The sequence below is a fragment of the Streptomyces sp. NPDC001594 genome (assembly GCF_042893675.1).
GTDB lineage: Bacteria > Actinomycetota > Actinomycetes > Streptomycetales > Streptomycetaceae > Streptomyces.
In genome coordinates this window covers 54,837-79,830 of the sequence record NZ_JBIAVB010000023.1, presented here as the reverse complement: position 1 = coordinate 79,830, position 24,994 = coordinate 54,837, and the positions used below count along the sequence as shown (strand labels likewise).

Here is a 24,994-nt window from a genome sequence, read left to right as displayed (position 1 = left end):
CGGCTGATCGGATAAATGATCGGGACTGTTGTCAGGGGCGACGGGTAGGCTCGACAGCAAGATGACCGAAGAACTCTCACCCGCCGAGCGGTACGCCGCTGCCCGGATCCGCGCCGCCGAAGAGGCCTCCGCCCTGGCCCCCTTCCGCGAGATGTACGAATTCGACCTGGACCCGTACCAGGTCGAGGCCTGCAAGGCACTGGAGGCCGGCAAGGGCGTCCTGGTGGCCGCCCCGACCGGCTCGGGCAAGACCATCGTGGGCGAGTTCGCCGTGCACCTCGCCCTCCAGCAGGGCCGCAAGTGCTTCTACACGACGCCCATCAAGGCCCTGTCGAACCAGAAGTTCGCCGACCTCGTCAAGCGCTACGGCGCCGACAAGGTCGGCCTGCTGACCGGTGACAACAGCGTCAACGGCGACGCGCCCGTGGTCGTGATGACCACCGAGGTGCTCCGCAACATGCTCTACGCGGGCTCCCAGGCGCTCGGCGGCCTCGGCTACGTCGTGATGGACGAGGTGCACTACCTCTCCGACCGCTTCCGCGGCGCCGTCTGGGAAGAGGTGATCATCCACCTGCCCGAGTCGGTGACGCTGGTCTCGCTCTCCGCGACCGTCTCCAACGCCGAGGAGTTCGGCGACTGGCTCGACACCGTCCGCGGCGACACCGAGGTGATCGTCTCCGAGGAGCGGCCCGTCCCGCTGTGGCAGCACGTCATGGCCGGCCGCCGGATCTACGACCTCTTCGAGGAGGAGTCCGACCACGGAGGCCGCGGCTCCGCCCGCCGTGAGGTCAACCCCGACCTGCTGCGCATGGCCCGCGAGGAGAACAGCCGCGGCTACAGCCCCAAGGACCGGCGGCGCGGCAAGATGGTCCGCGAGGCCGACCGCGAGCGCGAGCGCCGCTCCCGCAGCCGGATCTGGACCCCCGGCCGCCCCGAGGTCATCGCCCGCCTGGACAACGACGACCTGCTCCCGGCCATCAACTTCATCTTCAGCCGGGCCGGCTGCGAGGCCGCCGTCCAGCAGTGCCTCTACGCGGGCCTGCGGCTCAACGACGACACCGCGCGCCTGAAGGTCCGCGAGCTCGTCGAGGAGCGCACCGCCTCCATCCCGGCCGAGGACCTCCACGTCCTGGGGTACTACGAGTGGCTCGAAGGCCTGGAACGCGGCATCGCCGCCCACCACGCGGGCATGCTCCCCACCTTCAAGGAGGTCGTGGAGGAACTGTTCGTCCGCGGCCTGGTCAAGGCCGTCTTCGCCACCGAGACCCTCGCCCTGGGCATCAACATGCCCGCGCGGACGGTCATCCTGGAGAAGCTCGTCAAGTGGAACGGCGAACAGCACGCCGACATCACCCCCGGCGAGTACACCCAGCTCACCGGCCGGGCCGGCCGCCGCGGCATCGACGTCGAGGGCCACGCCGTCGTGCTGTGGCAGCGCGCCATGGACCCGGTGCAGCTCGCCGGCCTCGCCGGCACCCGCACCTACCCGCTGCGCTCCAGCTTCAAGCCCTCGTACAACATGGCCGTCAACCTGGTCCAGCAGTTCGGGCGGCACCGCTCCCGCGAACTCCTGGAGACCTCCTTCGCGCAGTTCCAGGCCGACCGCTCGGTCGTCGGGATCTCCCGCCAGGTCCAGCGCAACGAGGAGGGCCTCGACGGCTACCGCGAGGGCATGACCTGCCACCTCGGCGACTTCGAGGAGTACGCGCGGCTGCGCCGCGACCTCAAGGACCGCGAGACGGACCTCGCCAAGCAGGGCGCGGCGCAGCGCCGCGCCCAGGCGGCGAGCTCGCTGGAGAAGCTCAAGCCGGGCGACATCATCCACGTCCCCACGGGCAAGTTCGCCGGCCTCGCCCTGGTCCTGGACCCGGGCGTGCCGGCCGGACGGGTCCACGGACACCGCGGCTACGAGTACGCCGAGGGCCCCCGTCCGCTGGTCCTCACCGCCGAACGGCAGGTCAAGCGGCTCGCCGCGATCGACTTCCCGGTGCCGGTCGAGGCCCTCGACCGGATGCGGATCCCGAAGACCTTCAACGCGCGCTCCCCGCAGTCCCGCCGGGACCTGGCGACCGCCCTGCGCAACAAGGCCGGGAACGTCCGGCCCGAGCGGCACCGGCCCGGCCGGGCCGCGGCGGCCGACGACCGCGAGATCGCCCGGCTGCGCGCCGAGCTGCGGGCGCACCCCTGCCACGGCTGCGACGAGCGCGAGGACCACGCCCGCTGGGCGGAGCGCTACCACCGGCTCAAGCGGGACACCCAGCAGCTGGAGCGGCGCATCGAGGGCCGGACGAACACCATCGCCCGCACCTTCGACCGGATCCACGCGCTGCTCACCGAGCTGGACTACCTGCGCGAGGACGAGGTCACCGTGCACGGCAAGCGGCTGGCCCGGCTCTACGGCGAGCTGGACCTGCTGGCCTCGGAGTGCCTGCGCGAGGGCGTCTGGGAGGGGCTGAACCCGGCCGAACTGGCCGCCTGCGTCTCGGCGCTGGTCTTCGAGGCCCGCCAGTCCGACGACGCCGCCCCGCCGAAGGTGCCGAACGGCCCGGCGAAGGCGGCCCTCGGTGAGATGGTCCGCATCTGGGGCCGGCTCGACGCCCTGGAGGAGGAGCACCGGATCAACCAGGCGGAGGGCGTGGGCCAGCGTGAGCCGGACCTCGGCTTCGCGTGGGCGGCCTACCAGTGGGCCTCCGACAAGAGCCTGGACGAGGTGCTGCGCGAGGCGGAGATGCCGGCCGGTGACTTCGTGCGCTGGTGCAAGCAGGTCATCGACGTCCTCGGGCAGATCGCGGCGGCGGCCCCGGCCTCCACCGCCCCGCCGTCCTCGTCCGGCGGGAGCACGGTGGCGAAGAACGCCCGCAAGGCCGTCGACGCCCTGCTGCGGGGTGTGGTGGCCTACAGCTCGGTGGGGTAGCCCTCTTTGGGGCTTCCTCCGAGCCCATGGACGGCCGGATCTCATCTCTGGCCATGATCCCGTCGCCGCCTCCTGTGCGACGATCGGAGCATGAGCGGGGGAAGTGACGAAGGGCCGAGACGGGTCGGTCGGCCGCGTGCCGATCGGCTGAGAGCGCCGAGCGGCCGGCCGCCGCGCGAGGAACTCCTCTGCGCGGCGGCCGAGCTGTTCACCGTACGGGGGTACGCGGCCACCACCACGCGGGCGGTGGCCGAACGGGCCGGGATGCGCCAGGCGACGATGTACCACTACTTCGGCGGCAAGGAGGAACTCCTCGCCGAACTCCTGGAGTCCACGGTCGCCCCCTCCCTCGCACTCTCCCGCCGGCTGCTCGCCGAGACCGGCCGGCCCGCCGCGCGCCGGCTGTGGGAGCTGTGCCGCTCGGACGTCCTGCTGCTGTGCGGCGGGCCGCACCACCTGGGCGCCCTCTACCTGCTGCCCGAACTGCACCGGCCCCGGCTGGAGCCGTTCCGCCGGATGCGCGACGAACTGCGCGCCCACTACCGGGCCTTGCTCGACGCCATCCCGGCGGGGGCCGAACCGGCCGCGGACCGGGCCGAGCTGGCCCTGCGGGGCGACCTGATATTCGGCCTCGTCGAGGGGGTCATGCTGGTCCGCCGCTGCGACCCGGCCCGCCCGGTGGCGGCCCTCGCGGAGGCCGCCGCCGACGCGGCGCTGCGGATCGCGGGCGCGGCCCCGGCGCGTTAGCCGGCCGGCGGCCCGGCCTCCCAGCCCTCGGGGTCGTCCCAGGCCTGGAGGGTCAGGCCCGTCTCCAGGCGGTGGGCGAGGCCCGTGACCGGGTCGGTGAAGGCCAGCGTCCGGGCCAGCAGCTGGAGCGGACGCCGGTAGTCGGCCGGATCGGCCGGCTCGGCGACGACCGGGTAGACCGGGTCGCCCAGGATGGGCAGGCCGAGGGCGTTCATGTGCACCCGCAGCTGGTGGGTGCGCCCGGTGTGCGGGGTGAGCCGGTAGCGGCCCAGGGAGCCCCGGGTCTCCACGAGTTCGACCAGGCTTTCGGCGTTGGGCTCGGCGTCGGGGACCTCGACCGCCGCCATCACCCCGCGGACCTTCTCGATGTGGCTGCGCACCGTCCGGGGCAGCTCGACGGCCGGGTCGTGGGCGGCGAGGGCCTCGTACTCCTTGCGGACCCGGCGCTGCTGGAACAGGAGCTGGTAGGCGCCCCGGTCCTCGGGGCGGATGCTGAACATCACCAGTCCGGCCGTCATCCGGTCCAGGCGGTGCGCCGGGCTGAGCGCGGGCAGGTCCAGCTCCCGGCGCAGCCGGGCCAGGGCGGTCTGCGTGACGTGGCTGCCGCGCGGGGTGGTCGCCAGGAAGTGCGGCTTGTCCACCACCAGGAGGTGGTCGTCGCGGTGGACGACGCGGATCGGGAACGGGACGGGCGGCTCGGCCGGCATGTCCCGGTGGAACCAGAGCCAGCCGCCCGGCTCGTACGGGTCCTGCGGCCGCAGTACCCGCCCGCCCTCGCCGAGGACCCGGCCCCGGGCGAGCAGCCGGGCCATGGACTCGGCGCCGCGCGTGCCGGCGTAGCGCTCGGTCAGGTAGTCGCCCAGCTGCGGCCAGCGCCCCTCGGGGTCGGGGGGAAGGCGCATCCGGACCGGGTCGATGCCGTCCTGCTGGGGGAGGGGGGCGGGAGGGATGTGGGATCTGCGGCTCACCGGGACCAGGGTAGGGGGCTACTTCCGGGTGAAGGTGCCCAGGTGCTCGGCGTCCAGGTACTCGACGCGGACCTTGCCGTCGGAGAAGGTCACCCCGGTGCGGCCGACGGCGTTCTCGCCGGCGGTCACGAAGCTGAACGTGTCCCCGTCGTAGTGGGTGAGGGGGAAGCGCAGGGGCTTGGGGCCGAGGGAGAGGGTGAGGGCGCCCTTGGCGTCGGCGGTGACGGTGAGGGGGCCGTAGAAGGGGTTGGCGTAGGTGCCGGTGTAGGTGCTCGCCGCCTTGGCGGGCGCGGCGCCGGCGGGCGGGTGCGCGTAGTCGGTGGTGGAGCGGTGGCCCTCGTTCAGCTGCTGGGCGTAGAGCGCGCCGGTCAGGGCCAGCCAGTCGGCGGTCGGCTTGCCGTGTTCGGCGGTGTCGAAGAAGTCCAGGGCGATCGCGTCGGCCTGGCCGACCGGGGCCGCGTTGGTCAGGACGACGATGCCGAGCTGTTCGAGCGGGAGCAGGGTGACGTTGGTGTTGGCGCCGAGTTCGAAGCCGCCCGAGTGGCCCAGGCGCAGCCGGCCGGCGTCGTCGTAGCTGACGTTCCAGCCGAGTCCGTAGAACTGGGGGACCCCGCGGAAGGTCTGGGGCTGCGAGACGATCTCGGGCAGGCGGGTGCGGTCGAGGCTGTCGGCGGGGATGATCCGCTTTCCGTCGAGGACGCCGTCGCCGAGCTGGAGCCGCAGCCAGCGGGCCATGTCCCGGGCGGTGGAACTGGCTCCGCCGGCCGCGGTCTGGGCGTCGGCGTCGCGGACGAAGCGGGGGCTCCAGGTGCCGTCCGGGTTCTTGACGTGGGTGTAGGCGCGGTCGGCGGCGTTCGCGTAGGCGGAGAACTCGGTGCTGGTGTGCGTCATCCCGGCGGGCTTGAACAGGGTGTCCGCGCTGAGCTTCTGCCAGGTGGTGCCGTGGTCGCGGGCGACGGCCTCGGCGGCGGCGGTGAGGCCGAAGTTGGTGTAGGCGTAGCTGGCGCGGAAGGCGGTGAGGGGTTCCTCGCGGAGGTGGCCGAGGATGTACGCCTGGTCGTAGCCGAGGTCCTCCAGGAGGTCGCCGGCGTGGTCGGGCAGGCCGCTGCGGTGGGAGAACAGGTCGGCGGGGGTGACGTGGGAGGTCACCCAGGGGTCCTTGAGGGCGAAGCCGGGCAGGGCGGAGCCGATGGGCTTGTCCCAGGCGGCGGCGTCCGGGAGGGCGCCGGCCACGACGGTGGAGGAGAGCGGCTTCGAGACGGAGGCCAGCTGGAAGACCGTGTCCGGGTCCACCGTGGCGCTCTCGCCGGTGCGGCGGAGGCCGAAGCCCTTGAGGTAGAGCACCTTGTCGCGGTGGACGACGGCCACCGCGACGCCGGGGATTCCGGTGCGGCGCATGACGTCCCGGACGGTGGCGTCGAGGCGGGTCACCGCAGTGGCGACGGCGGCGTCGCCGATGCGGGGCTTGGGGGGCGGGGGCGGGGTCGGCGCCGCCGCGGCCGCCCCCGCGGTGAGCAGGATCGCCGCCCCGGCGAATGCGGCGGCACGGTGCGTACGCATGTCGCCATTGTGCCGTTCGGGTGGGTTCGGCGCGCGGCGTGTTCCCCTACCCGCCCTTCGCCCGTTCCTCCCCCAGCTACCGCTGGGAGGTGCCCCCAGGGGCTCCGCCCCGGACCCCGTACGTGCGCTTCGCGCCCGTGCGCTCAAACGCCGCGCGGGCTGGATTGCCCGCAGGGCAATTCCAGCCCCGCCGGCGACTGAGGCGCGGGGGTCCGGGGGCGGAGCCCCCGGGGTCAGGCGGCCGCTCGGGCCGGGAGGTCCTGTTCGGCTTCGACCGTGGCGTTCCAGTCGCGCTTGATGGCCCGCCAGCCCTCGTCCGTCTCGCCGTGGCGCCAGTACCCCGAGATGGAGAGCCGGTCGCGCGCGATGCCCCGTTCCAGACGCAGGTGGCGGCGGAGTTCCTTCACGAAGCCCGCCTCGCCGTGGACGAAGGCGTGGACGTCGGCCGAGGGGAAGTCCAGGCCGGTGACGGCCTCCAGCAGGGCCGCGCCGACCGGGCGGTCGCCGCGGTGGAGCCAGACCGGGGTGATGCCGTCCGGGGTGGCGATGTCCTGCTCGTCCTGCGGGCCCTCGATCTCCACGAAGGCGTACACCCGCGCCCCCCGCGGCATCCGCTCCATCGAGGCGGCGATGGCCGGCAGGGCGCTCTCGTCGCCCGCGAGGAGGTGCCAGTCGGCGGCCGGGTCGGGGGCGTAGCAGCCGCCGGGGCCGAGGAAGTGGACCGGCTCGCCGGGCTGGACGCGGGCCGCCCACGGGCCCGCGAGGCCCTCGTCGCCGTGGACGACGAAGTCGAGGGTGAGCTCCAGGCGGGCCGGGTCCCAGGCGCGGACCGTGTACGCGCGCTGGCGGGGCCAGGCCTCGCGGGGGTGCGTCGCGCGGATCACGTCCAGGTCCCACGGCTCGGCGTAGCGCACGCCCTCCGGCTCGAACAGGAGCTTGACGTAGTGGTCGGTGTACGCGCCCGCGTCGAATCCGGCCAGCCCGTCGCCGCCCAGCACGAGGCGCACCATGTGCGGTGTCAGCCGTTCGGTGCGTACGACCACTGCGGTGCCGACGGTACGGGCGCGTCCTTCTGCCACGGTCTCTCCCCTGGTACTTACGAAGCTTAGGATTACCTAAGTTAGCACCTCATCGACGCAGCGCGCTGCTCAGGCGTGACATTGCTCCTCCCAGACCCCACCGCTGGGCGAGCGCGTCGACCATCTCGGGTCGAGCGGGGACCTCCGGGAGGGCCGGGTCGAACGGGGGCAGCGGGACGTCCGCGGCCACTTTGACGACCTTCGGGGCCACCGCCAGATAGGGGCGGGATTCGTCCAGGCGCTTGCGCTGGGTGGGGGTCAGCCTCGACTTCGGGTCGTCGACGGCCGCGATGATCCCGGCCAGGTCCCCGTACGCGTCCAGCAGCTTGGCGGCGGTCTTCTCGCCGATGCCGGGCACGCCCGGCAGCCCGTCGCTCGGGTCCCCGCGCAGCAGCGCCAGGTCCGCGTAGCCGGGGCCGTCCACCCCGTACTTCTCGCGCAGCCAGGCCTCGTCGGTGACCTGGAGGGTGCCCACGCCCTTGAGGGGGTACAGGACGCGGCGCGCCCGGGCGTCGTCGACCAGCTGGTAGAGGTCCCGGTCGCCGGTGACGATGTCCACCGGCCCGGTGGCCCGGGCCGTCAGGGTGCCGATCACGTCGTCCGCCTCGTACCCGGCGACCCCCACCCGGGCGATGCCGAACGCGTCCAGGGCCGCCTCGATGACGGGGACCTGCGGGGCCAGGGTGTCCGGGGTCTCCTCCAGGTCCGGGCCCGACTCCGAGAGCTCCGCGACCCGGTGCGCCTTGTACGAGGGGATCAGCTCCACCCGCCAGTGCGGCCGCCAGTCGGCGTCCATGCAGGCCACCAGGTCGTCGGGGCGGTGGTCCTGCACCAGCCGGCCGATGAAGTCGAGGAGCCCGCGCACCGCGTTGACCGGGGTGCCGTCCGGGGCCTTCACGGAGTCCGGGACGCCGAAGTAGGCGCGGTAGTAGAGGGACGCGGTGTCCAGGAGCATCAGCCGTCGTGTGGTCGTCGTCATGCAGGCGATGATGCCGTAACGCCGCCCGGCCGCAGCCCGTCACCCCTGGTGGGTGAATGATCGCTCAAACAGTGCGTTCGGCGAGCGCGCCCGGGCTTCCTCCCCGAGGGTGTTGATCACCGGCGGGCCGTTCGGCCGTGCCCGGTCCCCGCGCGAGGAGTTCCGTACGCCCCTGCCCGCACACCGCCGTCGGCGCGGCGCGGGCAGGGGCGGCGCGGCCCCGCCCCAGCCCCACCCAGGAGCCCCGATGGATGCCGCCGAGTCCACCGCACCCGCCCGCAGGACCGTCATCAGGGCCGGGGCGGCGGCCGCCGCCGCGCTGGCCGTGTGCCCCCGCACCGCGGCCGCGGCGACCGGGCAGGCCGCCTCGGCCGCCGCGCCCGCCCCGGCCGCGCCCGCCCGGGCCGACGGCGCCGCGGACCTGCCGCTGCGCTCCGACCGCAGCAGCCAGGGCGACATCCTGGCCGGGTCCCGCAAGGACCACGCCTGCCTGCTGTTCCTGCGCTTCCGCGAGCCGGTCCTGGCCCGGCGCTGGCTGCGCCGGCTGCTGCCGGAGATCTCCACCACGGAGGAGATGGCCAGGTTCAACGCCGCCTTCAGCGCCGCCCGGGTCAAGGCGGGCGGCACGGACCCGGCCTCCCTGTCCGCCCAGTGGACCGGCCTCTCCCTCACCCACGCGGGCCTGGCCTTCCTCGCCGGACGGGACCCCTTCCCGGCGCTGCCGCCCGGGAGCACCGCCGAGGCCTTCGCCCAGGGCCCCGCCCAGCGGGCCGAGGAGCTCGGGGACACCGGCGACAGCTCCCCCGACTCCTGGCTGTTCGGCGGCGAGGGACCGCACCGCGCCGTGCACGCGGTCCTCAACCTCGCGGCGGACGACCCGAGGAAGCTCGCCGAGGCCGTCGACCGCCACCAGAACGCCCTGGGGCCGGCCCAGGGAGTGCTCGTCTTCCGGCAGGACGCCGGGACCCTGCCGGGCGCGCTGCGCGGCCACGAGCACTTCGGGTTCACCGACGGCATCAGCCAGCCCGGGGTGCGCGGCTTCCACGCCCCCGACCCGGCGACCGGCGACACCGTCCTGGGCAAGCCCGGCGCCCGGCTGGTCCCCGCCGGGGAGTTCCTCGTGGGCCGGGAGAAGGCCGGCCGACGGCCCGCCGGGCTGCCCGCCTGGGCCACCGGGGGCTCCTTCCAGGTGGTCCGCCGGCTCGCCCAGGACGTGCCCGGCTGGTGGGCGCAGGTCCGCGAGCGGCTCGCCGACCTCAAGCGGGCCGGGGCCGCCCCCGCCGACGCCACCGACACCTGGCTCGCCGCCCGGCTGGTGGGCCGCTGGCCCGGCGGCACCCCCGTCGCGGCCTGTCCGCTCGCCGAACAGCCCTGCCCGGTCGGCACCGGGCCGACCGCCGTCTCCTACCGCGACGACCCGCAGGGCTGGCGCACCCCGCTGTTCGCGCACGTCCGCAAGGGCAACCCGCGCGACGGCATCGTCCCCCTCCCCGGCCGCCCCCCGCTGGACCCCGCCGTCACCGACGCCCACCGCATCATCCGGCGCGGCATCCCCTACGGACCCGCCTACGACCCGCAGCAGGAGCCCGGCCGGGGCACGAACGGGGCCTCCCGCGGACTGGTGTTCATCGGCTACCAGGCCGACCTCGTCCAGCAGTTCGAGTTCGTGGCCAAGCAGTGGATCAACGAGGCGGACTTCCCGGCCGGCCGCACCCCGCGCACCGGCTCCGACCCCGTCCTGGGCCCCGGCTCCCCGATCGCCTTCGAAAGCGAGTCGGGGACCGGCAGCCGCGCCACCACCGTGGACTTCGGCCGCTTCGTCCACACCGAGGGCGCCCTCTACGCCTTCACCCCCTCGATCCCCACCCTGCGGGCCCTGGCCGAAGGCAGGCTCGACGTCTCCGTCGAGGTCCACCCCGGCACCGTCCTGCGTGCCGGCGACGTCCTCGACGCCGGCGCCGCCCGGCTGACCTTCGCCGCCGACGGGGACCTCGCCCTCCTCGACCCCTCCGGCGAGCCCCTCTGGAGCGCCGGCACCGCGGGCCGGGGGAGCGGGGCCGCCTTCTCAGCCGACGGCGAGCTCACCGTGCGCACCGCCGACGGCACGGCGGCCTGGAGCAGCGGCACCGCCGGCCATCCCGGCGCCCGGCTCCTGGTCCGCCCCGACGGCGACGCGGTGATCCTCGACGGCGACCGTGTGCTGTGGCGGGCCGGTGGGGAACACGCAGGGTGACGGCCCGGGTACGGAAATCGGCCCTGGAACGGCCTGGAGGTCCCTTGCGGGCGAATCCGGAGGCGGTTGCTGCGTAAGGTGCTTACAGCACACCGATGTGCGACGACGGGTAGGGGAGGGCAGCCCCGACATGAACGGCAAGGAAGACGGACACATCGCTGACGCAGCGGACGCCACGGACGGCGGGAACGGCACGGCATTCGGATACGCCCGGGCGGGCGCTCCGGGTGCCGACGACCTCGACGTCAACGACAAGGAGAAGGACGCCAAGGAGCAGCCGCTGCGGGTGGGCGTCGCCGTGCGCAAGCGGCGGCGCGCGCTCCACCTCACGCTGGCCGCGGTGTCGGCGCGCAGCGGACTTTCCGTGCCCTTCCTCAGCCAGATAGAGAACGAGCGCGCCCGCCCCAGCATGCGGTCGCTGGAGCGGGTCGCCGACGCCCTGGAGACCACGGCGGTCGACCTGCTCGCCGCCTCCGACACGGCCCGCACGGTGGACCTGGTGCGGGCCGGCGACGATTCCGGGCTCGGGCCGGTCGACGGCGTGCGCCCCCTCGTCCGGGGCCACCACCAGCTGCACGCGCTGGAGTTCAACGGCGACCAGGACGCCGGCCGCGAGTACCAGCACCGCAACGACGAGCTGATGTACGTGGTCTCCGGGGCCTGTCAGGTGGAGGCCGAGGGCCGCGCCTACCGGCTGGAGAGCGGCGACGCGCTGTTCCTCTCCGGCGGGGTGCGCCACCGCTGGCGGGCCACGAGCGAGGACACCCGGCTCCTCGTCGTGGCGGTCGGCGACCACATCCACGCCACCTCCGAGCCACCGTCCCCGGGGCACTGAGCCGGTGCGCGTCGTCTCCCTCGTGCCCTCCCTGACGGAGGCGGTCGCGGTGAGCGCGCCCGGCCTGCTCGCCGGCGTGACCGACTGGTGCACGCACCCGGCGGAGCTGGGGGAGGCGCGGCGGATCGGCGGGACCAAGAACCCCGACGTACGGGCCGTGGTGGAGCTGCGCCCGGACCTGGTGATCGCCAGCGAGGAGGAGAACCGGGCCCCCGACCTGGCGGAGCTGCGCGCGGCCGGGCTGGAGGTGCTGGTCACCGAGGTCCGGAACCTGCCGCAGGCCTTCTCCGAGCTGGACCGGCTGCTGGTGGGGGCGCTGGGGCTGGAGCGGCCCGCGTGGCTGGACCGGGCCGAGGAGGCCTGGGCGGCCGTGGAGCCGGTCGGGGACCTCACCGCGTTCGTGCCGATCTGGCGGCGGCCCTGGATGGTGCTGGGCCGGGACACCTTCGCGGGCGACCTCCTGGCCCGGCTGGGGGTGCGCAATGCCTACGCCGCTCACCCCGAGCGGTACCCGAGGGTGCCGGTGGAGGAGCTCGCGGGCAGCGGCTGCGACCTGGTGGTGCTGCCGGACGAGCCGTACCGCTTCACCGCCGGCGACGGCCCGGAGGCCTTCCCGGGCCTGCCCGCCGCGCTCGTCAGCGGCCGCCACCTGACCTGGTACGGGCCCTTGCTGGCGGAGGCCCCCCGGGTCCTGGCGGCGGCCCTGCGGGCGGCGCTGTAGCCGCCTACCCGGCGGCGGGCAGCAGGCGGCCGGTGAGCAGGCCGCGCAGGGTGTGCCCGGCGGCGAGCACCCAGGCGGTGACCAGGCCGAGGAACAGGGCGGCGGCCAGCCAGGCGAACGCGTCCAGTCCGGTGTGCCGGGCCAGTCCGGCGGCCCCGGTCACGCAGGTGCCGACGGGGAAGGTCAGCGCCCACCAGGTCATCGCGAAGCCCATGCCCTGCCGGGCGGCCCGGACCAGCATCGCGGCCGCGAGGGCCAGCCACAGCAGGGCGAAGCCCATCACGGGCACCCCGTAGACGACCGCGAAGGCGCCGAGGGCGTGGGCGTAGGAGGCGTCGATCGCGCCGGGTGCCACGTCGGCGAGCTGGTTGACGGCGGTGGTGGACTGGCCGAGGGGGCCGAGGACCAGGAAGAGGGCGGGGGTCAGGGCCAGCGGCAGGGGACCGCTCACGATCAGCCGGCCGAAGACCAGCGGGAGCAGGAGCAGGGTGGCCATGAGGCTGACCCCGAACATCGCGTAGCAGGCCAGCAGCAGGGCCTCGCGGGGCTGCCCGGCGGGCAGGTGGGGGACGAGCAGGGGGCCCACGGCGGCGGACACCATCGGGGCGACCACGGGCAGCAGCCAGACGGGACTGGCCTGCGAGGCCTCCACCTTGTGCCGGACCACCATCAGGTAGGGCACCACCACGGCCATGACCAGCCCGACCGCGGTACCGGCGGTGAACAGCACGGTGTCGACGGCGATCGCGGCGGTCGGCCCGATCAGGTCCTTGCCGACGAGGAGGGTCCCGGCGCCGACGGCCAGCAGGGCCATCGACAGGCAGCCGTAGAAGGGGGCCACGGCGGGGTCGAGGAGATGGGCGCGGGCCCGGTCGGGGTGGTGGCGCCAGTGCCCGGCGCGGGCGACGAGCAGGACGGCCAGGGCCACGGCGGACAGCGCCCAGAGCAGCTCGCACAGGGCGCGCTGGCCCGGGAGCCGGTAGGGGAGGGCCGCCCCGGCGTTGGCGATGATCGCCGTGCCCATGATGGAGGCGTACCAGTTGGGGCCGAGGTCCCGCAGCCGCGGGGCCTTGTGGGCCCGGGGAGCGGCGGGGACGGTGGTTCGGAAGTGCACGGGGGCGGTGGTGGCCATGGGTCCAGCGTCCCGTCGGCCGGGGCCGGACGGCAGAGGCCGCATGTCTATAGGGCCATAAACTGACGTTATGGGTTACGAGGAGACGGTCCCGCTCGCGCACCGCGTGCCGGACCTGGGCGCGCTGGAGCTGCTGCTCACGGTGGCGCGGGTCGGCAGTCTGAGCGGTGCGGCGCGCCGCCTGGGCATCACGCAGCCGGCGGCGAGCAGCCGGATCCGGGCGATGGAGACCCGGCTGGGGGTGGCCCTCGTGGACCGCTCCCCGCGCGGCTCGACGCTGACGGCCGAGGGCGCGCTGGTGACGGACTGGGCCCGGCGGGTGGTGGAGGCCGCCGAGGCCTTCGACGCGGGCGCGCAGGCGCTGCGCGGGCGGCGGGACTCGCGGCTTCGGGTGGCCGCCAGCATGACCATCGCCGAGTACCTGCTGCCGGGCTGGCTGATCGCCCTGCGCGGGGAGCGGCCCGACACGGCGGTGTCCCTGCACGCCGGGAACTCCGCCGACGTGGCCCAGCGGGTCCTCGCGCACGAGGCCGACCTCGGCTTCGTGGAGGGGCTGAGCGTTCCCGACGGGCTGGACTCGGCCGTCATCGCCCAGGACCGCCTGGTGGTGGCGGTGGCCCCGCACCACCCCTGGGCGCGGCGCTCGAAGGGGGTGGACCCGGTCGAGCTGGCCGGGGCGCCACTGATCCTGCGCGAGCGCGGCTCGGGGACGCGGCAGGTGCTCGACGCCGCGCTGGCCCCGTCCGGGGGGCTGGCCCGGCCGCTGCTGGAGCTGGCCTCGACCACCGCCGTCAAGGCGGCGGCGCTCAGCGGGGCCGGGCCGTGCGTCCTGTCGGAGCTCGCGCTGGACGACGAGCTGTCGGCCCGCCGGCTGGTGGAGGTCCCCGTCCCGGGCGCGGCGCTGGCCCGCGCCCTGCGCGCCGTCTGGCCGACCGGGTCCCGGCCGGCGGGCCCGGCGCGGGACCTGCTGTCGCTGACCCGGCGCGGGGTGTAGGGGGTGTTGCGGGACTTCCGCAACACCCTTTAGGCCGGACGGGCGAGGGCGGATCGTTTCGGCGGGGGCGCACGGTGCCCGGGGCGTCCGCGACGGGAAGGTGATGCGCGTTGCCCACCCCTGTGAAGAGGAATCACCCATGCGTCTTCGCCACGCGGCCCTCGCCGCCTTCGGCGCGCTGTCCCTCGTCCTGACCATCCCGACGTCGGCGTCGGCCGCCGTCGGCGAATTCCAGTACTCGTACGTCGGCCTGGACGGCAGGACGCACATCGGGATCCTGTTCGACCCCAAGAGCGGCGAGTGCATCACCCTGCCCGAGGTGGCCGACCCGAACGCGAGCTCCCCGGCCCATTCCCCCCGCAACCGCACCACCTCGACGGCCACGGTGTTCACCGACCCGGAGTGCGAGGGCGACTGGTTCACGCTGCGCCCGCTCACTGGCCGCGGCTCGGACCGGCTGAAGCTCCGGTCGGTCGCGTTCAGCTAGGCCCTGATCCGCCGGACAGGCCCTAGTGGTCCCAGCCGAGCGGGCCGACGCCGACGGCTGACGGAGGTCCGCTCGCCCGGCCGGGGTCCGGGCTCAGTCCTGGACCCGGGCCTGCAGCGTCTTCGTCAGCAGCCCGCCCCCCACGATCAGGGCCACGCCCAGCCACCACACGTTCCCGTCGAAGACCAGCACCGCGATCCCGATCGGCACCAGCAGCCCCGCCAGCGGCAGCAGCAGCGAGGCCCGGCCCGGTCCGGGCTCGCCCCGGGCGCGGGCCCGGACGACTCCCGGGTACCAGGCGGTGAAGCGCAGGGCGGCGACGATCGCCAGGATCTGGATGATCCAGCCGGTCCAGATGTTGTCGGGGTTGCGCAGGACGAGGTCCCCGAAGCCGCCCGCCAGGGCCGCCACGAGGAAGGCCAGCCCCCACACCCCGGTGATCACGTAGTTGGTGCGCAGGAAGGCGGGCGCGTGCCACAGCGAGGGGTCGGTCCGCTCGCGGGCGTACTGGAGGGTGAACGGCATCCGGACGGCCATCGAGCCGAAGGCGATCGCCGTCAGGGCGAGGTTCGAGACCTCGCCGGCGTACGTCTCCAGCCAGCGCAGGGTGCCGTCGCCCGCCAGCGCGCCGATGACGGCCAGCGCGGCGAAGAACACCACGTCGGCCAGTTCCAGCAGCTTCCAGGAACCGCCCCGGTGCACCGCCCGGCCCGCCACGACCAGGGCGGCGATGAGCACCAGGGAGACCCCGACGGCGATCTCGAACCGTCCCGGGCCGACGAGCAGGGAGAAGACGATCCACGGAGCCATCCCGACGACCGGGTTCTCCAGGAATCCGGAGAGCCGGCCGGCGGCCGCTCCGTGGGCTTCCGTCCGCATCCTTCCAGGGTGCGCGACGACCGCCCGGAGGGCCATTCGTGCCGCGGGCCCCGCGCGGGGGCGCCGCACCCGGCCCGCGCCGCGTCAGGAGACCGGTACCGCCCGCAGGGAGGCGGCCGCCTCGACGAAGGAGGCCATCACCCGGGTGTCCTTGTCCCGCTCGGGGTGCCACTGCACGCCCACCACCCACCGGTCCCGCTCCGGGAGCTCGACGGCCTCGACCGTGCCGTCCTGCGCGTACGCCGAGACGACCAGCCCCCGGCCCAGGCGGTCCACCGCCTGGTGGTGGTACGTCGGGACCTCCGCGACCTCGGGCACCAGCTCCGCGTACCGGGTGCCCGGCACGGGGGTGACGGGGTGCCAGGAGGTGACGCCCGGGGTGTCGACGTGGCCGTCGATGTGCTGGATCAGCGTGCCGCCCAGGGCCACGTTCAGCGCCTGCATGCCCCGGCAGATGCCCAGCACCGGGAGGTCCGCGGCCAGGGCCGCCCGGAGCAGGGCCAGTTCCCACGCATCGCGCACCGTCGCGGGTGCGCCCGTACGGGGGTCGCGCTCGGCCCCGTACCGGATCGGGTCCACGTCCGGGCCGCCGGAGACGATGAGCCCGTCCAGCCGGCCCAGCACCTCCGCCGCCCGCTCCGTTTCGTCCGGGGGGAGCAGGACGGCCGCGCCGCCCGCCGCCTGCACCAGTTCGTAGTAGCCGGACGGGACGAGGGACGTGGGCAGGTCCCACACCCCGTAGCGGGTGGATGCCTCGACATAGGTGGTGATGCCGATGAGCGGCCTGGGCACGGTGTTACCTCCAGGATGGTGCCGGACAGCGGTGCGGGGGGTGCGGAAGCAGGATTTCAGTCTCTGGTCAACTCCGCCTCGGCTTCCGCAAGCGCGGCGAACTCCTCCTCGGGCGCCGAGGCGACGAGCCGGTGGCGGCTGTAGAAGGCGAAGTAGGCGAGGGCGACCGCGTACACGGCGAGGGCGATGAGGGCCGCGTCGATGTCGACCAGGAAGGTGGCGACCAGCGCCGAAAGGGCGAGGACGAAGGCGACGGACGAGGTCAGGACCCCTCCGGGCGTGCGGTACGGCCGCTCCAGGCCGGGTTCGCGGCGGCGCAGCACGATGTGGGAGAGGGCCATCAGGGCGTAGGAGATGGTCGCCCCGAACACGGCGACGTTGAGCATCCGCGCCCCGTTGCCGGTGGCCGCCGCGAGGGCGAAACCGATCGCGCCCGGGATCACCAGTCCGAGGTACGGGGCCTTGCGCCGGGAGGTGAGGGAGAGGAAGCGCGGCAGGTATCCGGCCCGGGAGAGGGCGAACAGCTGGCGGGAGCCGGCGTAGATGAGGGAGAAGAAGGAGGCGACCAGGCCGGCGAGGCCCGCGTAGTTGACGAAGCGGCTCAGGGCGGTCGGGCCGCCGTCCCCCTCCAGGGCCACGACCAGGGGGTTGCCGGCCGACTTCACGGCGTCGGCGCCCTGGGCGCCGGTGGCGGCGAAGAAGGTGACCAGGGCGAGGAGGGCCAGGATGCCCATGGAGATGGCCAGGGCCTTCGGCATGGAGCGCACCGGGTCCTTGGCCTCCTCGGCGGCCAGCGGCACGCCCTCGACGCCGAGGAAGAACCACATGCCGAAGGGGAACGCGGCCCAGATGCCGAGGACGCCGAACGGCAGCCAGGAGCCGGAGCCGAACGCGCTCGCGTCCACCGGGATGTCGTTCAGGGATCCCGTGTCGAAGTCGCTCAGCGCCCCGAAGGCGAAGACCAGCAGGGCGGCCACGGCGATGGCGGTGACGACGAGGCTGAAGCGCAGGGCCTCGCCCACGCCCCACAGGTGGACCCCGATGAAGATCACGAAACAGCCGAGGTAGACCGGCCAGCTGGAGGTCAGGCCGAACAGGCCCAGGGATTCGACGTAGTCGCCGATGAAGATGACGATGGCCGCGGGGGCGAGGACGTACTCGATGAGGATGGCGGTACCGGTGAGGAAGCCGCCCCAGGGGCCCAGCGCGCGGCGGGCGAAGCCGTAGCCGCCGCCCGCCGTCGGCAGGATGGTGGACAGTTCGGCGAGGGAGAAGACCAGGCAGGCGTACATGGCGCCCATGAGCACCGTGGCCACGGCCAGCCCGCCGAAGCCGCCCTTGGACAGGCCCACGTTCCAGCCGGAGTAGTCCCCGGAGACGACGTAGGCGACGCCGAGCCCGGTCAGCAGCAGCCAGCCGGCGCTGCCGCGGCGCAGGGTCCGGCGCTGGAGGTACTCGGCGTCGGCGTCCCCCGCGGGGGGTGTTGCGGGCGCGGTGGAAAGGTCTTCGGCCATGTGCGCTCCTGCCCGGGGTGAAAGGTATCGCTGCGTACCTTTGCGTCAAGGGCGTGGAGTGCGCAAGACCCCTGCGTTAAACAGGGGTTACGAAAACCTCTCCCGTCACACCCGCCGCGCCCCTCAGGCCAGGAATCCGCGCAGCAGGGCCGCCGTGCCGCAGCAGTGCTCGCGCATCACCGCCCGGGCCGCCTCCGCGTCGCGCTCCAGCACCGCCTCCACCAGGGCGCTGTGCTGCTGCTGGGAGTGCTCGAGGTTGCGCACCAGCAGCGGGATGCAGTCCAGCAGGTCGTTGACCCGGGCCCGGACGGCCGCGTACTGGGCCGTCAGGGTGGCAGAGCCGGCCAGTTCGCACAGGGTCAGGTGGAAGAGGGTGTCCTGGCGCCGGTATTCGGCCAGCGGGGCGTCGTGCGTGGCCGCCAGCGCGCCGAGCAGCCGTTCGGCCCCCTCCTCCGGCAGCCCCTGCGCGGCGCACAGCCCGGCCGCGCCGACCTCCAGCACCTCGCGGAAGCGCAGCACGTCCTCGATGTCCACCCCCGCCACGCGCCGCCGCAGCTCCTCCTCGGCCGCGCCGGCCGGAGTGTCGGGGCGGGCCAGCACGAACGTGCCCCCGTACCGGCCGCGCCGGGCCTCGACCAGGCCCTGGTCCTGGAGCACCTTGAGCACCTCGCGCAGCGTGACCCGGCTGATCCCCATCCGCTCCGCCAACTCCCGCTCCGGCGGAAGCCGTTCCCCGCCGGGCACCAGCCCCAGCCGGACGACCTGGAGGATCTGCTCCAGGGCCTCCTCGAAACCGTTGCCCGCCCGGACCTGCCGCAGCACGGGATTGAGCCGCGCGATCGCGCCCCCGTCGCCCGCCGTGTCGGTCATCTCGGCTCCTCCCCTTCCCAAGCAATGGTTCTGTTCAATACCTTAGGCCTCCTCGGCTCACCGAAGGAGAGATCCCCGTGGTAGACCGCAAGCCGCCGCTGGCGCCCGAGGAGCTCCGTGCCCTCGTCGCCGGCGGTGAGATCGACACCGTCGTCCTCGCCTTCCCCGACATGCAGGGACGACTTCAGGGCAAGCGGTTCGCCGCACAGTTCTTCCTGGACGAGGTACTCGACCACGGCACGGAGGGCTGCAACTACCTCCTCGCCGTCGACACCGACATGAACACCGTCGACGGCTACGAGATGAGCTCCTGGGACCGGGGCTACGGCGACTTCGCCATGCACCCCGACCTCGCCACCCTCCGCCGCATCCCCTGGAACCCCGGCAGCGCCTTCGTCCTCGCGGACCTCGCCTGGCACGACGGCACGCCCGTCGTCGCCGCGCCCCGCCAGATCCTGCGCCGCCAGCTCGACCGCCTCGCCGAACAGGGCTACACCGCCATGGTCGGCACCGAGCTGGAGTTCATGGTCTTCCAGGACACCTACGAACAGGCCTGGAACGCCGACTACCGCGCCCTGACCCCGGCCAACCAGTACAACATCGACTACTCCGTCCTCGGCACCGGCCGCATCGAACCCCTGCTGCGCCGCATCCGCAACGAGATGCAGACCGCCGGCCTCACCGTCGAGTCCGCCAAGGGCGAGTGCAACCTCGGCCAGCACGAGATCGCCTTCCGCTACGACGAGGCGCTCACCACCTGCGACCAGCACTCCGTCTACAAGACCGGCGCCAAGGAGATCGCCTCCCAGGAAGGCGTCTCGCTCACCTTCATGGCCAAGTTCGACGAGCGCGAGGGCAACTCCTGTCACATCCACCTCTCGCTCACCGACGCCGACGGACGCAACGCCATGGCCGGCGACGGACCAGGGGGCATGTCACCGCTGATGCGGCACTTCCTGGCCGGCCAGCTGGCGGCGCTGCGCGACTTCTCCCTTCTCTACGCCCCCAACATCAACTCGTACAAGCGTTTCCGCCCGGGATCCTTCGCCCCCACCGCCGTCGCCTGGGGCGTCGACAACCGCACCTGCGCCCTGCGCGTGGTCGGCCACGGCCGCTCCATGCGCTTCGAGAACCGCCTCCCCGGCGGCGACGTCAACCCCTACCTCGCCGTCGCCGGCCTGGTCGCGGCCGGCCTCTACGGCGTCGAGAACCGCCTCGAACTCCCCGAGGCCTGCGCCGGCAACGCCTACACCGCCGACTTCGCCCACGTCCCCACCACCCTGCGCGAGGCCGCGGAGCTCTGGGAGAACAGCGAGATCGCCAAGGCCGCCTTCGGCCCCGAAGTCGTCGCCCACTACCGCAACATGGCCCGCGTCGAACTCGACGCCTACGACTCCGCCGTCACCGACTGGGAACGCCGCCGCTCCTTCGAACGCCTCTGACCCGTACCGCGCCCGCACCGCACCCACCCCAGAAAGGCACCACGTGTCCGAAGCGCTGGACCCCTCCCACCTGAGGGTGCTCAACCCGGCCACCGAGGAACTCGTCGCCGCCGTCCCGGCCGCCACACGGGACGACGTCGACAGAGCCGTCGCCCGCGCCACCGCCGCCCAGCGCGGCTGGGCCGCGGCCGCCCCCGCCGACCGGGCCCGGATCCTGCGCCGCTTCGCCGCGGTCGTCGACGGACACCTCGAGGAACTGGCCCGCCTGGAGGTCCGCGAGGCCGGCCACACCCTCGGCAACGCCCGCTGGGAAGCCGGCAACGTCCGCGACCTCCTCGACTACGCCGCCGGGGGAGTGGAACGCCTCTCCGGACGCCAGATCCCCGTCGCCGGAGGCATCGACGTCACCTTCCTCGAACCCCTCGGCGTCATCGGTGTGATCGCCCCCTGGAACTTCCCCATGCCGATCGCCGCCTGGGGCCTGGCACCCGCCCTCGCGGCCGGCAACGCCGTCATCCTCAAGCCCGCCGAGACCACCCCCCTCACCGCCCTGCGCCTCGCCGAACTCGCCCTCGAAGCCGGGATCCCCGAACACCTCTTCCAGGTGCTCCCCGGCCACGGAGCGGTCACCGGCGACGCCCTCGTCGAACACCCCGGCGTCGCGAAGATCGTTTTCACCGGTTCCACCCGCGTCGGCAAGCAGATCATGTCCAAGTGCGCCGACCGGGTGAAGCGCGTCACCCTCGAACTCGGCGGCAAGAGCCCCAACATCGTCTTCGCCGACGCCGACCTCGAAGCCGCGGCCGCCGCCGCCCCCATGGCCTACCTCGACAACACCGGCCAGGACTGCTGCGCCCGCACCCGCATCCTCGTCCAGCGCTCCGTCCACGACCGCTTCCTCGACCTCGTCACCCCCGCCCTCACCTCCGTGGTCGTCGGCGACCCGCTCGACGAGAAGACCCAGATGGGCCCGCTCATCTCCGCCGCCCAGCTGGACCGCGTCCGCGCGTACGTCACCGACGACCTCAAGGCCGTCCGCGGCACCGCCCCCGAGGGCCCCGGCTTCTGGTACCCGCCGACCCTGGTCACGGACGTCGACCCCACCGCGCCCGTGGCCGTCGAGGAGGTCTTCGGGCCGGTCGCCGTCGTCATCCCGTTCGAGGACGAGGAGGACGCCGTACGCCTGGCCAACGCGACCGAGTACGGCCTCTCCGGCTCCCTGTGGACCCGCGACGTCGGCCGCGCCCTGCGCGTCTCGCGCGCCGTCCGGGCCGGCAACCTCTCCGTCAACTCCCACAGCAGCGTCCGCTACTGGACCCCCTTCGGCGGATACAAGCAGTCCGGACTCGGCCGCGAGCTCGGACCCGACGCCCTCACCGCATTCACCGAGACCAAGAACGTCTTCATCAGCACGGAGGCCTGAACCCCATGACCGACCCCACCGAAGAGATCGTCTGCCGCCGCCTGGTCGGCCGCACCGCCGTCATCACCGGAGCCGGCAGCGGCATCGGCCTCGCCACCGCCCGCCGCCTGGCCTCCGAGGGCGCCAACGTCGTCTGCGCCGACATCGACCCCCTCGCCGGCAAGGCCGCCGCCGAGGAGGTCGGCGGCACCTTCGTCCAGGTCGACGTCACCGACAAGGAGCAGGTCGACGCCCTGTTCAAGACGGCCTTCGACACCTACGGCTCCGTCGACATCGCCTTCAACAACGCCGGCATCTCGCCCCCGGACGACGACTCCATCCTCACCACCGAGCTCGACGCCTGGCGCCGCGTCCAGGACGTCAACCTCACCTCCGTGTACCTCTGCTGCAAGGCCGCCCTGCCCTACATGCAGCGCCAGGGCCGCGGCTCCATCATCAACACCGCCTCCTTCGTCGCCATCATGGGCGCCGCCACCTCCCAGATCTCCTACACCGCCTCCAAGGGCGGCGTGCTGGCCATGTCCCGCGAACTCGGCGTCCAGTTCGCCCGCGAGGGCATCCGCGTCAACGCCCTGTGCCCGGGACCCGTCAACACCCCGCTGCTGCAGGAGCTGTTCGCCAAGGACCCCGAGCGGGCCGCCCGCCGCCTGGTGCACATCCCGCTCGGCCGCTTCGCCGAACCCGCCGAGATCGCCGCCGCCGTGGCCTTCCTCGCCAGCGACGACTCCTCCTTCATCAACGCCACCGACTTCCTCGTCGACGGCGGCATCTCGGGCGCGTACGTCACTCCTCTCTAAACGTTCACCCCCGCCTCACCCCCACGACAGCCGGGCGTCGCACGACGCCCGGCTGTCGTGCTCTACCGTCCCCGACGATCTTGTACGAGAACCAGGAGTGCCCACCCCCGTGACCCGACCCAGCACCCGCCGCAGGCTCCAGGCGGCAGGCGCCGCCCTCGCGATGGCCGCCGGCGCCCTCACCGCCGCCGCCCCCGCCCAGGCCGCGCACCACGCCTGCGCCACCCCGAAGCTCGCCGCGGGCTGGTACGGGGACAACCAGGCCCGCCTCCAGCAGCTCATCGACCAGTACGGCAGCTGCAACCCCTACCGCCCCAACCGGAACAAGCCCGTCGCCGTCTTCGACTGGGACAACACCGTCGTCAAGAACGACGTCGGCGACGCCACCATGTTCTGGCTCCTGCGCAACGGCAAGATCCGCCAGCCCGCCGACTGGAAGAGCACCAGCCGCTACCTCACCCCCGCCGCCGCCCAGGCCCTCGCCACCGCCTGCGGCCCCCTCGCCCGCCCCGGCGCGCCCCTGTCCACCGGCACCCCCGAGGGCGCGGCCTGCGCCGACGAGCTCAACTCCGTCTACGGCACCGCCGCCACCCGCACCGGCGCCGCCGCCTTCGCCGGCTGGGACCACCGCACCATCGAACCCGCCTACGCCTGGCTGCCCCAGCTCCTCCAGGGCTGGACCGCGACCCAGGTCCGCGGCTTCGCCGCCGCCGCCCGCACCGAGAACCTCGCCGCGCCCATCGGCGCCAAGCAGCAGGTCGGCACCGGCACCGCCACCGGCTGGGTCCGCTACTACGACCCGCAGCGCGACCTGATCGCCAACCTCCGCCGCGCGGGCTTCGACGTCTGGATCAGCTCCGCCTCCCCCCAGCCCGTCGTCGAGGTCTGGGCCCAGGGCGTCGGCGTCGCCGCCGACCACGTCATCGGCATCCGCAACACCACCCGCGACGGCAGGCTCACCGCCCACCTCCAAGGCTGCGGCTCCGTCGCCGACGGCGCCGACACGATGATCACCTACGTGGACGGCAAGCGCTGCTGGATCAACAAGGAGGTCTTCGGCGTCCGCGGCGCGGCCGCCGAGAAGGTCCAGCCCGCCGCCCGCCGACAGGTCTTCGCCGCCGGCGACTCCGACACCGACGTCACCTTCCTGCGCGACGCCACCGCCCTGCGCCTGGTGCTCAACCGCAACAAGAACGAACTCATGTGCCGGGCCTACGACAACAGCGACGGCAAGTGGATCGTGAACCCGATGTTCATGGAACCCAAGAAGCAGAAGACGACCCCCTACCCCTGCTCCACCACCGGCTACACCGACCACGACGGCACGCCGGGCCCCGTCCGGCGGGGCGACACGAGCGTCATCCCCGACCAGGCGGACACCGTGTTCTGACGGCCCGCTACAGGAAGGTCAGCCCCTCGCCCCGGTACGTCGGCACGGACGCCGTGACCCGGTCACCCTCCACCAGGTGCAGGGTGTCGAACCGTTCGCACAGCTCCCCGGCCTTCGCGTGCCGGAACCACACCCGGTCGCCGATCAGCAGGTCGTCGGCCGGGCTCCCCAGCAGCGGGGTCTGCACCTCGCCCGCCCCCTCCTGCGGGTCGTAGCGCAGCCCCGCGGGCAGGTACGGCACCGGAAGCCGGTCGGCCCCCGCCGCCCCCGACGCCGGATACCCGCCGCCCAGCACGGTCACCACCCCCACCCCCGGCCGGCGCACCACCGGCTGCGCGAACAGCGCCGCCGGACGCCCCCGGAACGAGGTGTAGTTGTCGAACAGCCGCGGCACGTACAGCCCCGAACCGGCCGCGATCTCCGTCACCGCCTCCTCGGCGGCCGTCTCCGCCACGCTCCCCGTACCACCGCCGTTGACGAACTCCAGGTCCGGCACCACCGACCGCACGGCCCGCACCACCTCGGCCCGCCGCGCCGCCAGCTCCCTGCGGGCCGCCCCCTGCATCAGCCGGATCATCCGCGACCGCACCGGCCGCCCGGCCACCGCGTCCCCGACCCCGGCCACGTGCCCCTCGTACGCCATCAGCCCCACCACCCGGAACCCCGGCCGGGCGGCCACCGCCCGCGCCAGCTCCGCCAGCTGCTCCGGCTCGCGCAGCGGCGAGCGCCGCGCCCCGACCCGGACCCGGCCGCCCAACAGCCGCAGCGAGGTGTCCAGTTCCAGACAGACCCGGATCTCCTCGGCGCCGCCGGCCCGCGCACCCTCGATCAGGTCCAGCTGCGCGGGATCGTCCACCACCACCGTGACGGCGGCGGCCAGCTTCGGGTCCCCGGCCAGCTCCGCGAACGCGCCCCGGTCCGCGGACGGATAGGCCAGCAGCACGTCCTCGAACCCGGACCGCGCCAGCCACAGCGACTCGGCCAGCGTGTACGACATGATCCCCGCGAACCCCGGCCGGGCCAGCACCCGTTCGAGCAGCGCCCGGCACCGCACCGACTTGCTGGCCACCCGGACCGGCTTCCCGCCCGCCCGGCGCACCAGATCACCGGCGTTCGCGTCGAAGGCGTCCAGGTCCACGATGGCCAGCGGCGCGTCGAGACGCGCGGTCGCCCGGTCGTACCGGGCCCGGTCCGAAGTCATGGGCCGCAGCTTGCCAGACCGCCGTACCCACGGGTAG

Annotated in this window: 21 protein-coding genes; 11 read left to right on the top strand and 10 right to left on the bottom strand. The window is 73.9% G+C overall.

All coding sequences use genetic code 11. The annotated features are described in order from the left end of the window. The first annotated feature begins 61 nt into the window (after positions 1–61). Together ACFY0O_RS34235 and ACFY0O_RS34230 are read left to right on the top strand one after the other, a co-directional pair. Positions 62–2,914 carry a DEAD/DEAH box helicase gene (locus tag ACFY0O_RS34235; protein ID WP_388954178.1) on the top strand — a complete coding sequence of 951 codons (2,853 nt, stop codon included), beginning with the start codon at positions 62–64 and terminating at the stop codon, positions 2,912–2,914. A gap of 90 nt (positions 2,915–3,004) precedes the next feature. Beyond that, positions 3,005–3,661, top strand: a complete 657-nt coding sequence (locus ACFY0O_RS34230) for a helix-turn-helix domain-containing protein (protein ID WP_388954175.1) — start codon at positions 3,005–3,007, stop codon at positions 3,659–3,661. Here the strand turns inward: ACFY0O_RS34230 and ACFY0O_RS34225 are convergent. From ACFY0O_RS34225 to ACFY0O_RS34210, 4 genes are all read right to left on the bottom strand, one after another. Then, positions 3,658–4,629 carry a pseudouridine synthase gene (locus ACFY0O_RS34225; RefSeq protein ID WP_388954173.1) on the bottom strand — a complete coding sequence of 324 codons (972 nt, stop codon included), beginning with the start codon at positions 4,627–4,629 and terminating at the stop codon, positions 3,658–3,660. The genes ACFY0O_RS34230 and ACFY0O_RS34225 overlap by 4 nt on opposite strands. Positions 4,630–4,647: 18 nt before the next feature. Next, complete coding sequence (locus ACFY0O_RS34220) at positions 4,648–6,189, bottom strand: serine hydrolase (protein WP_388954170.1); 1,542 nt, start codon at positions 6,187–6,189, stop codon at positions 4,648–4,650. A gap of 233 nt (positions 6,190–6,422) precedes the next feature. Continuing rightward, positions 6,423–7,268, bottom strand: coding sequence for a siderophore-interacting protein (locus ACFY0O_RS34215; protein WP_388954168.1), 846 nt, complete (start codon positions 7,266–7,268; stop codon positions 6,423–6,425). Positions 7,269–7,317: 49 nt separating this feature from the next. Further along, positions 7,318–8,223 carry a 5'-3' exonuclease H3TH domain-containing protein gene (locus ACFY0O_RS34210; RefSeq protein ID WP_388954221.1) on the bottom strand — a complete coding sequence of 302 codons (906 nt, stop codon included), beginning with the start codon at positions 8,221–8,223 and terminating at the stop codon, positions 7,318–7,320. 271 nt (positions 8,224–8,494) lie between these two features. On the opposite strand from ACFY0O_RS34210, the gene ACFY0O_RS34205 reads away from it, so the two are divergent. From ACFY0O_RS34205 to ACFY0O_RS34195, 3 genes are all read left to right on the top strand, one after another. Further along, complete coding sequence (locus ACFY0O_RS34205; RefSeq protein WP_388954165.1) at positions 8,495–10,480, top strand: peroxidase; 1,986 nt, start codon at positions 8,495–8,497, stop codon at positions 10,478–10,480. 130 nt (positions 10,481–10,610) lie between these two features. Beyond that, positions 10,611–11,315, top strand: a complete 705-nt coding sequence (locus ACFY0O_RS34200; protein WP_358892880.1) for an XRE family transcriptional regulator — start codon at positions 10,611–10,613, stop codon at positions 11,313–11,315. 4 nt (positions 11,316–11,319) lie between these two features. Continuing rightward, positions 11,320–12,036 (top strand): helical backbone metal receptor, encoded by a 717-nt coding sequence (locus ACFY0O_RS34195; protein WP_388954161.1) that lies wholly within the window; start codon positions 11,320–11,322, stop codon positions 12,034–12,036. 4 nt (positions 12,037–12,040) lie between these two features. Here the strand turns inward: ACFY0O_RS34195 and ACFY0O_RS34190 are convergent, their stop codons facing one another. Continuing rightward, a complete protein-coding gene (locus ACFY0O_RS34190; RefSeq protein WP_388954159.1) occupies positions 12,041–13,168 on the bottom strand; it encodes a TDT family transporter in 1,128 nt (375 codons plus the stop codon). A 70-nt stretch (positions 13,169–13,238) separates the two neighbouring features. Here ACFY0O_RS34190 and ACFY0O_RS34185 point away from each other — a divergent pair, with 70 nt between their 5' ends. Together ACFY0O_RS34185 and ACFY0O_RS34180 are read left to right on the top strand one after the other, a co-directional pair. Further along, entirely contained in the window at positions 13,239–14,162 is a 924-nt protein-coding gene (locus tag ACFY0O_RS34185; protein WP_388954155.1) for a LysR family transcriptional regulator, read from the top strand. Between the two features lie 139 nt (positions 14,163–14,301). Further along, positions 14,302–14,649: a hypothetical protein gene (locus tag ACFY0O_RS34180; RefSeq protein WP_388954152.1), complete on the top strand. Its 348-nt coding sequence runs from the start codon at positions 14,302–14,304 to the stop codon at positions 14,647–14,649. A 93-nt stretch (positions 14,650–14,742) separates the two neighbouring features. Here the strand turns inward: ACFY0O_RS34180 and ACFY0O_RS34175 are convergent, their stop codons facing one another. The 4 genes from ACFY0O_RS34175 to ACFY0O_RS34160 form a co-directional block, all read right to left on the bottom strand. Beyond that, positions 14,743–15,528, bottom strand: a complete 786-nt coding sequence (locus tag ACFY0O_RS34175) for a hypothetical protein (protein ID WP_388954149.1) — start codon at positions 15,526–15,528, stop codon at positions 14,743–14,745. 84 nt (positions 15,529–15,612) lie between these two features. Then, positions 15,613–16,320, bottom strand: coding sequence for a gamma-glutamyl-gamma-aminobutyrate hydrolase family protein (locus ACFY0O_RS34170; RefSeq protein WP_388954147.1), 708 nt, complete (start codon positions 16,318–16,320; stop codon positions 15,613–15,615). 56 nt (positions 16,321–16,376) lie between these two features. Next, entirely contained in the window at positions 16,377–17,834 is a 1,458-nt protein-coding gene (eat, locus tag ACFY0O_RS34165) for an ethanolamine permease (RefSeq protein WP_388954144.1), read from the bottom strand. Between the two features lie 123 nt (positions 17,835–17,957). After that, positions 17,958–18,704, bottom strand: coding sequence for an FCD domain-containing protein (locus tag ACFY0O_RS34160; RefSeq protein ID WP_358892872.1), 747 nt, complete (start codon positions 18,702–18,704; stop codon positions 17,958–17,960). Positions 18,705–18,781: 77 nt separating this feature from the next. On the opposite strand from ACFY0O_RS34160, the gene ACFY0O_RS34155 reads away from it, so the two are divergent. The 4 genes from ACFY0O_RS34155 (at position 18,782) to ACFY0O_RS34140 (ending at position 23,756) form a co-directional block, all read left to right on the top strand. Next, positions 18,782–20,146: a glutamine synthetase family protein gene (locus tag ACFY0O_RS34155; RefSeq protein ID WP_388954141.1), complete on the top strand. Its 1,365-nt coding sequence runs from the start codon at positions 18,782–18,784 to the stop codon at positions 20,144–20,146. A gap of 43 nt (positions 20,147–20,189) precedes the next feature. Then, the gene (locus ACFY0O_RS34150) at positions 20,190–21,569 is read left to right on the top strand and encodes an aldehyde dehydrogenase family protein (RefSeq protein WP_388954139.1); all 1,380 of its coding nucleotides are present in this window, start codon (positions 20,190–20,192) and stop codon (positions 21,567–21,569) included. Between the two features lie 5 nt (positions 21,570–21,574). Further along, entirely contained in the window at positions 21,575–22,366 is a 792-nt protein-coding gene (locus ACFY0O_RS34145) for a 3-oxoacyl-ACP reductase (protein ID WP_388954136.1), read from the top strand. A 109-nt stretch (positions 22,367–22,475) separates the two neighbouring features. Further along, positions 22,476–23,756, top strand: a complete 1,281-nt coding sequence (locus ACFY0O_RS34140) for a haloacid dehalogenase-like hydrolase (protein ID WP_388954134.1) — start codon at positions 22,476–22,478, stop codon at positions 23,754–23,756. A 7-nt stretch (positions 23,757–23,763) separates the two neighbouring features. On the opposite strand, the gene ACFY0O_RS34135 is transcribed toward ACFY0O_RS34140, so the two are convergent. Continuing rightward, on the bottom strand, positions 23,764–24,957 hold the full coding sequence (locus ACFY0O_RS34135; RefSeq protein WP_388954131.1) for an amino acid deaminase/aldolase: 1,194 nt from the start codon (positions 24,955–24,957) through the stop codon (positions 23,764–23,766). Positions 24,958–24,994: the final 37 nt, after the last annotated feature.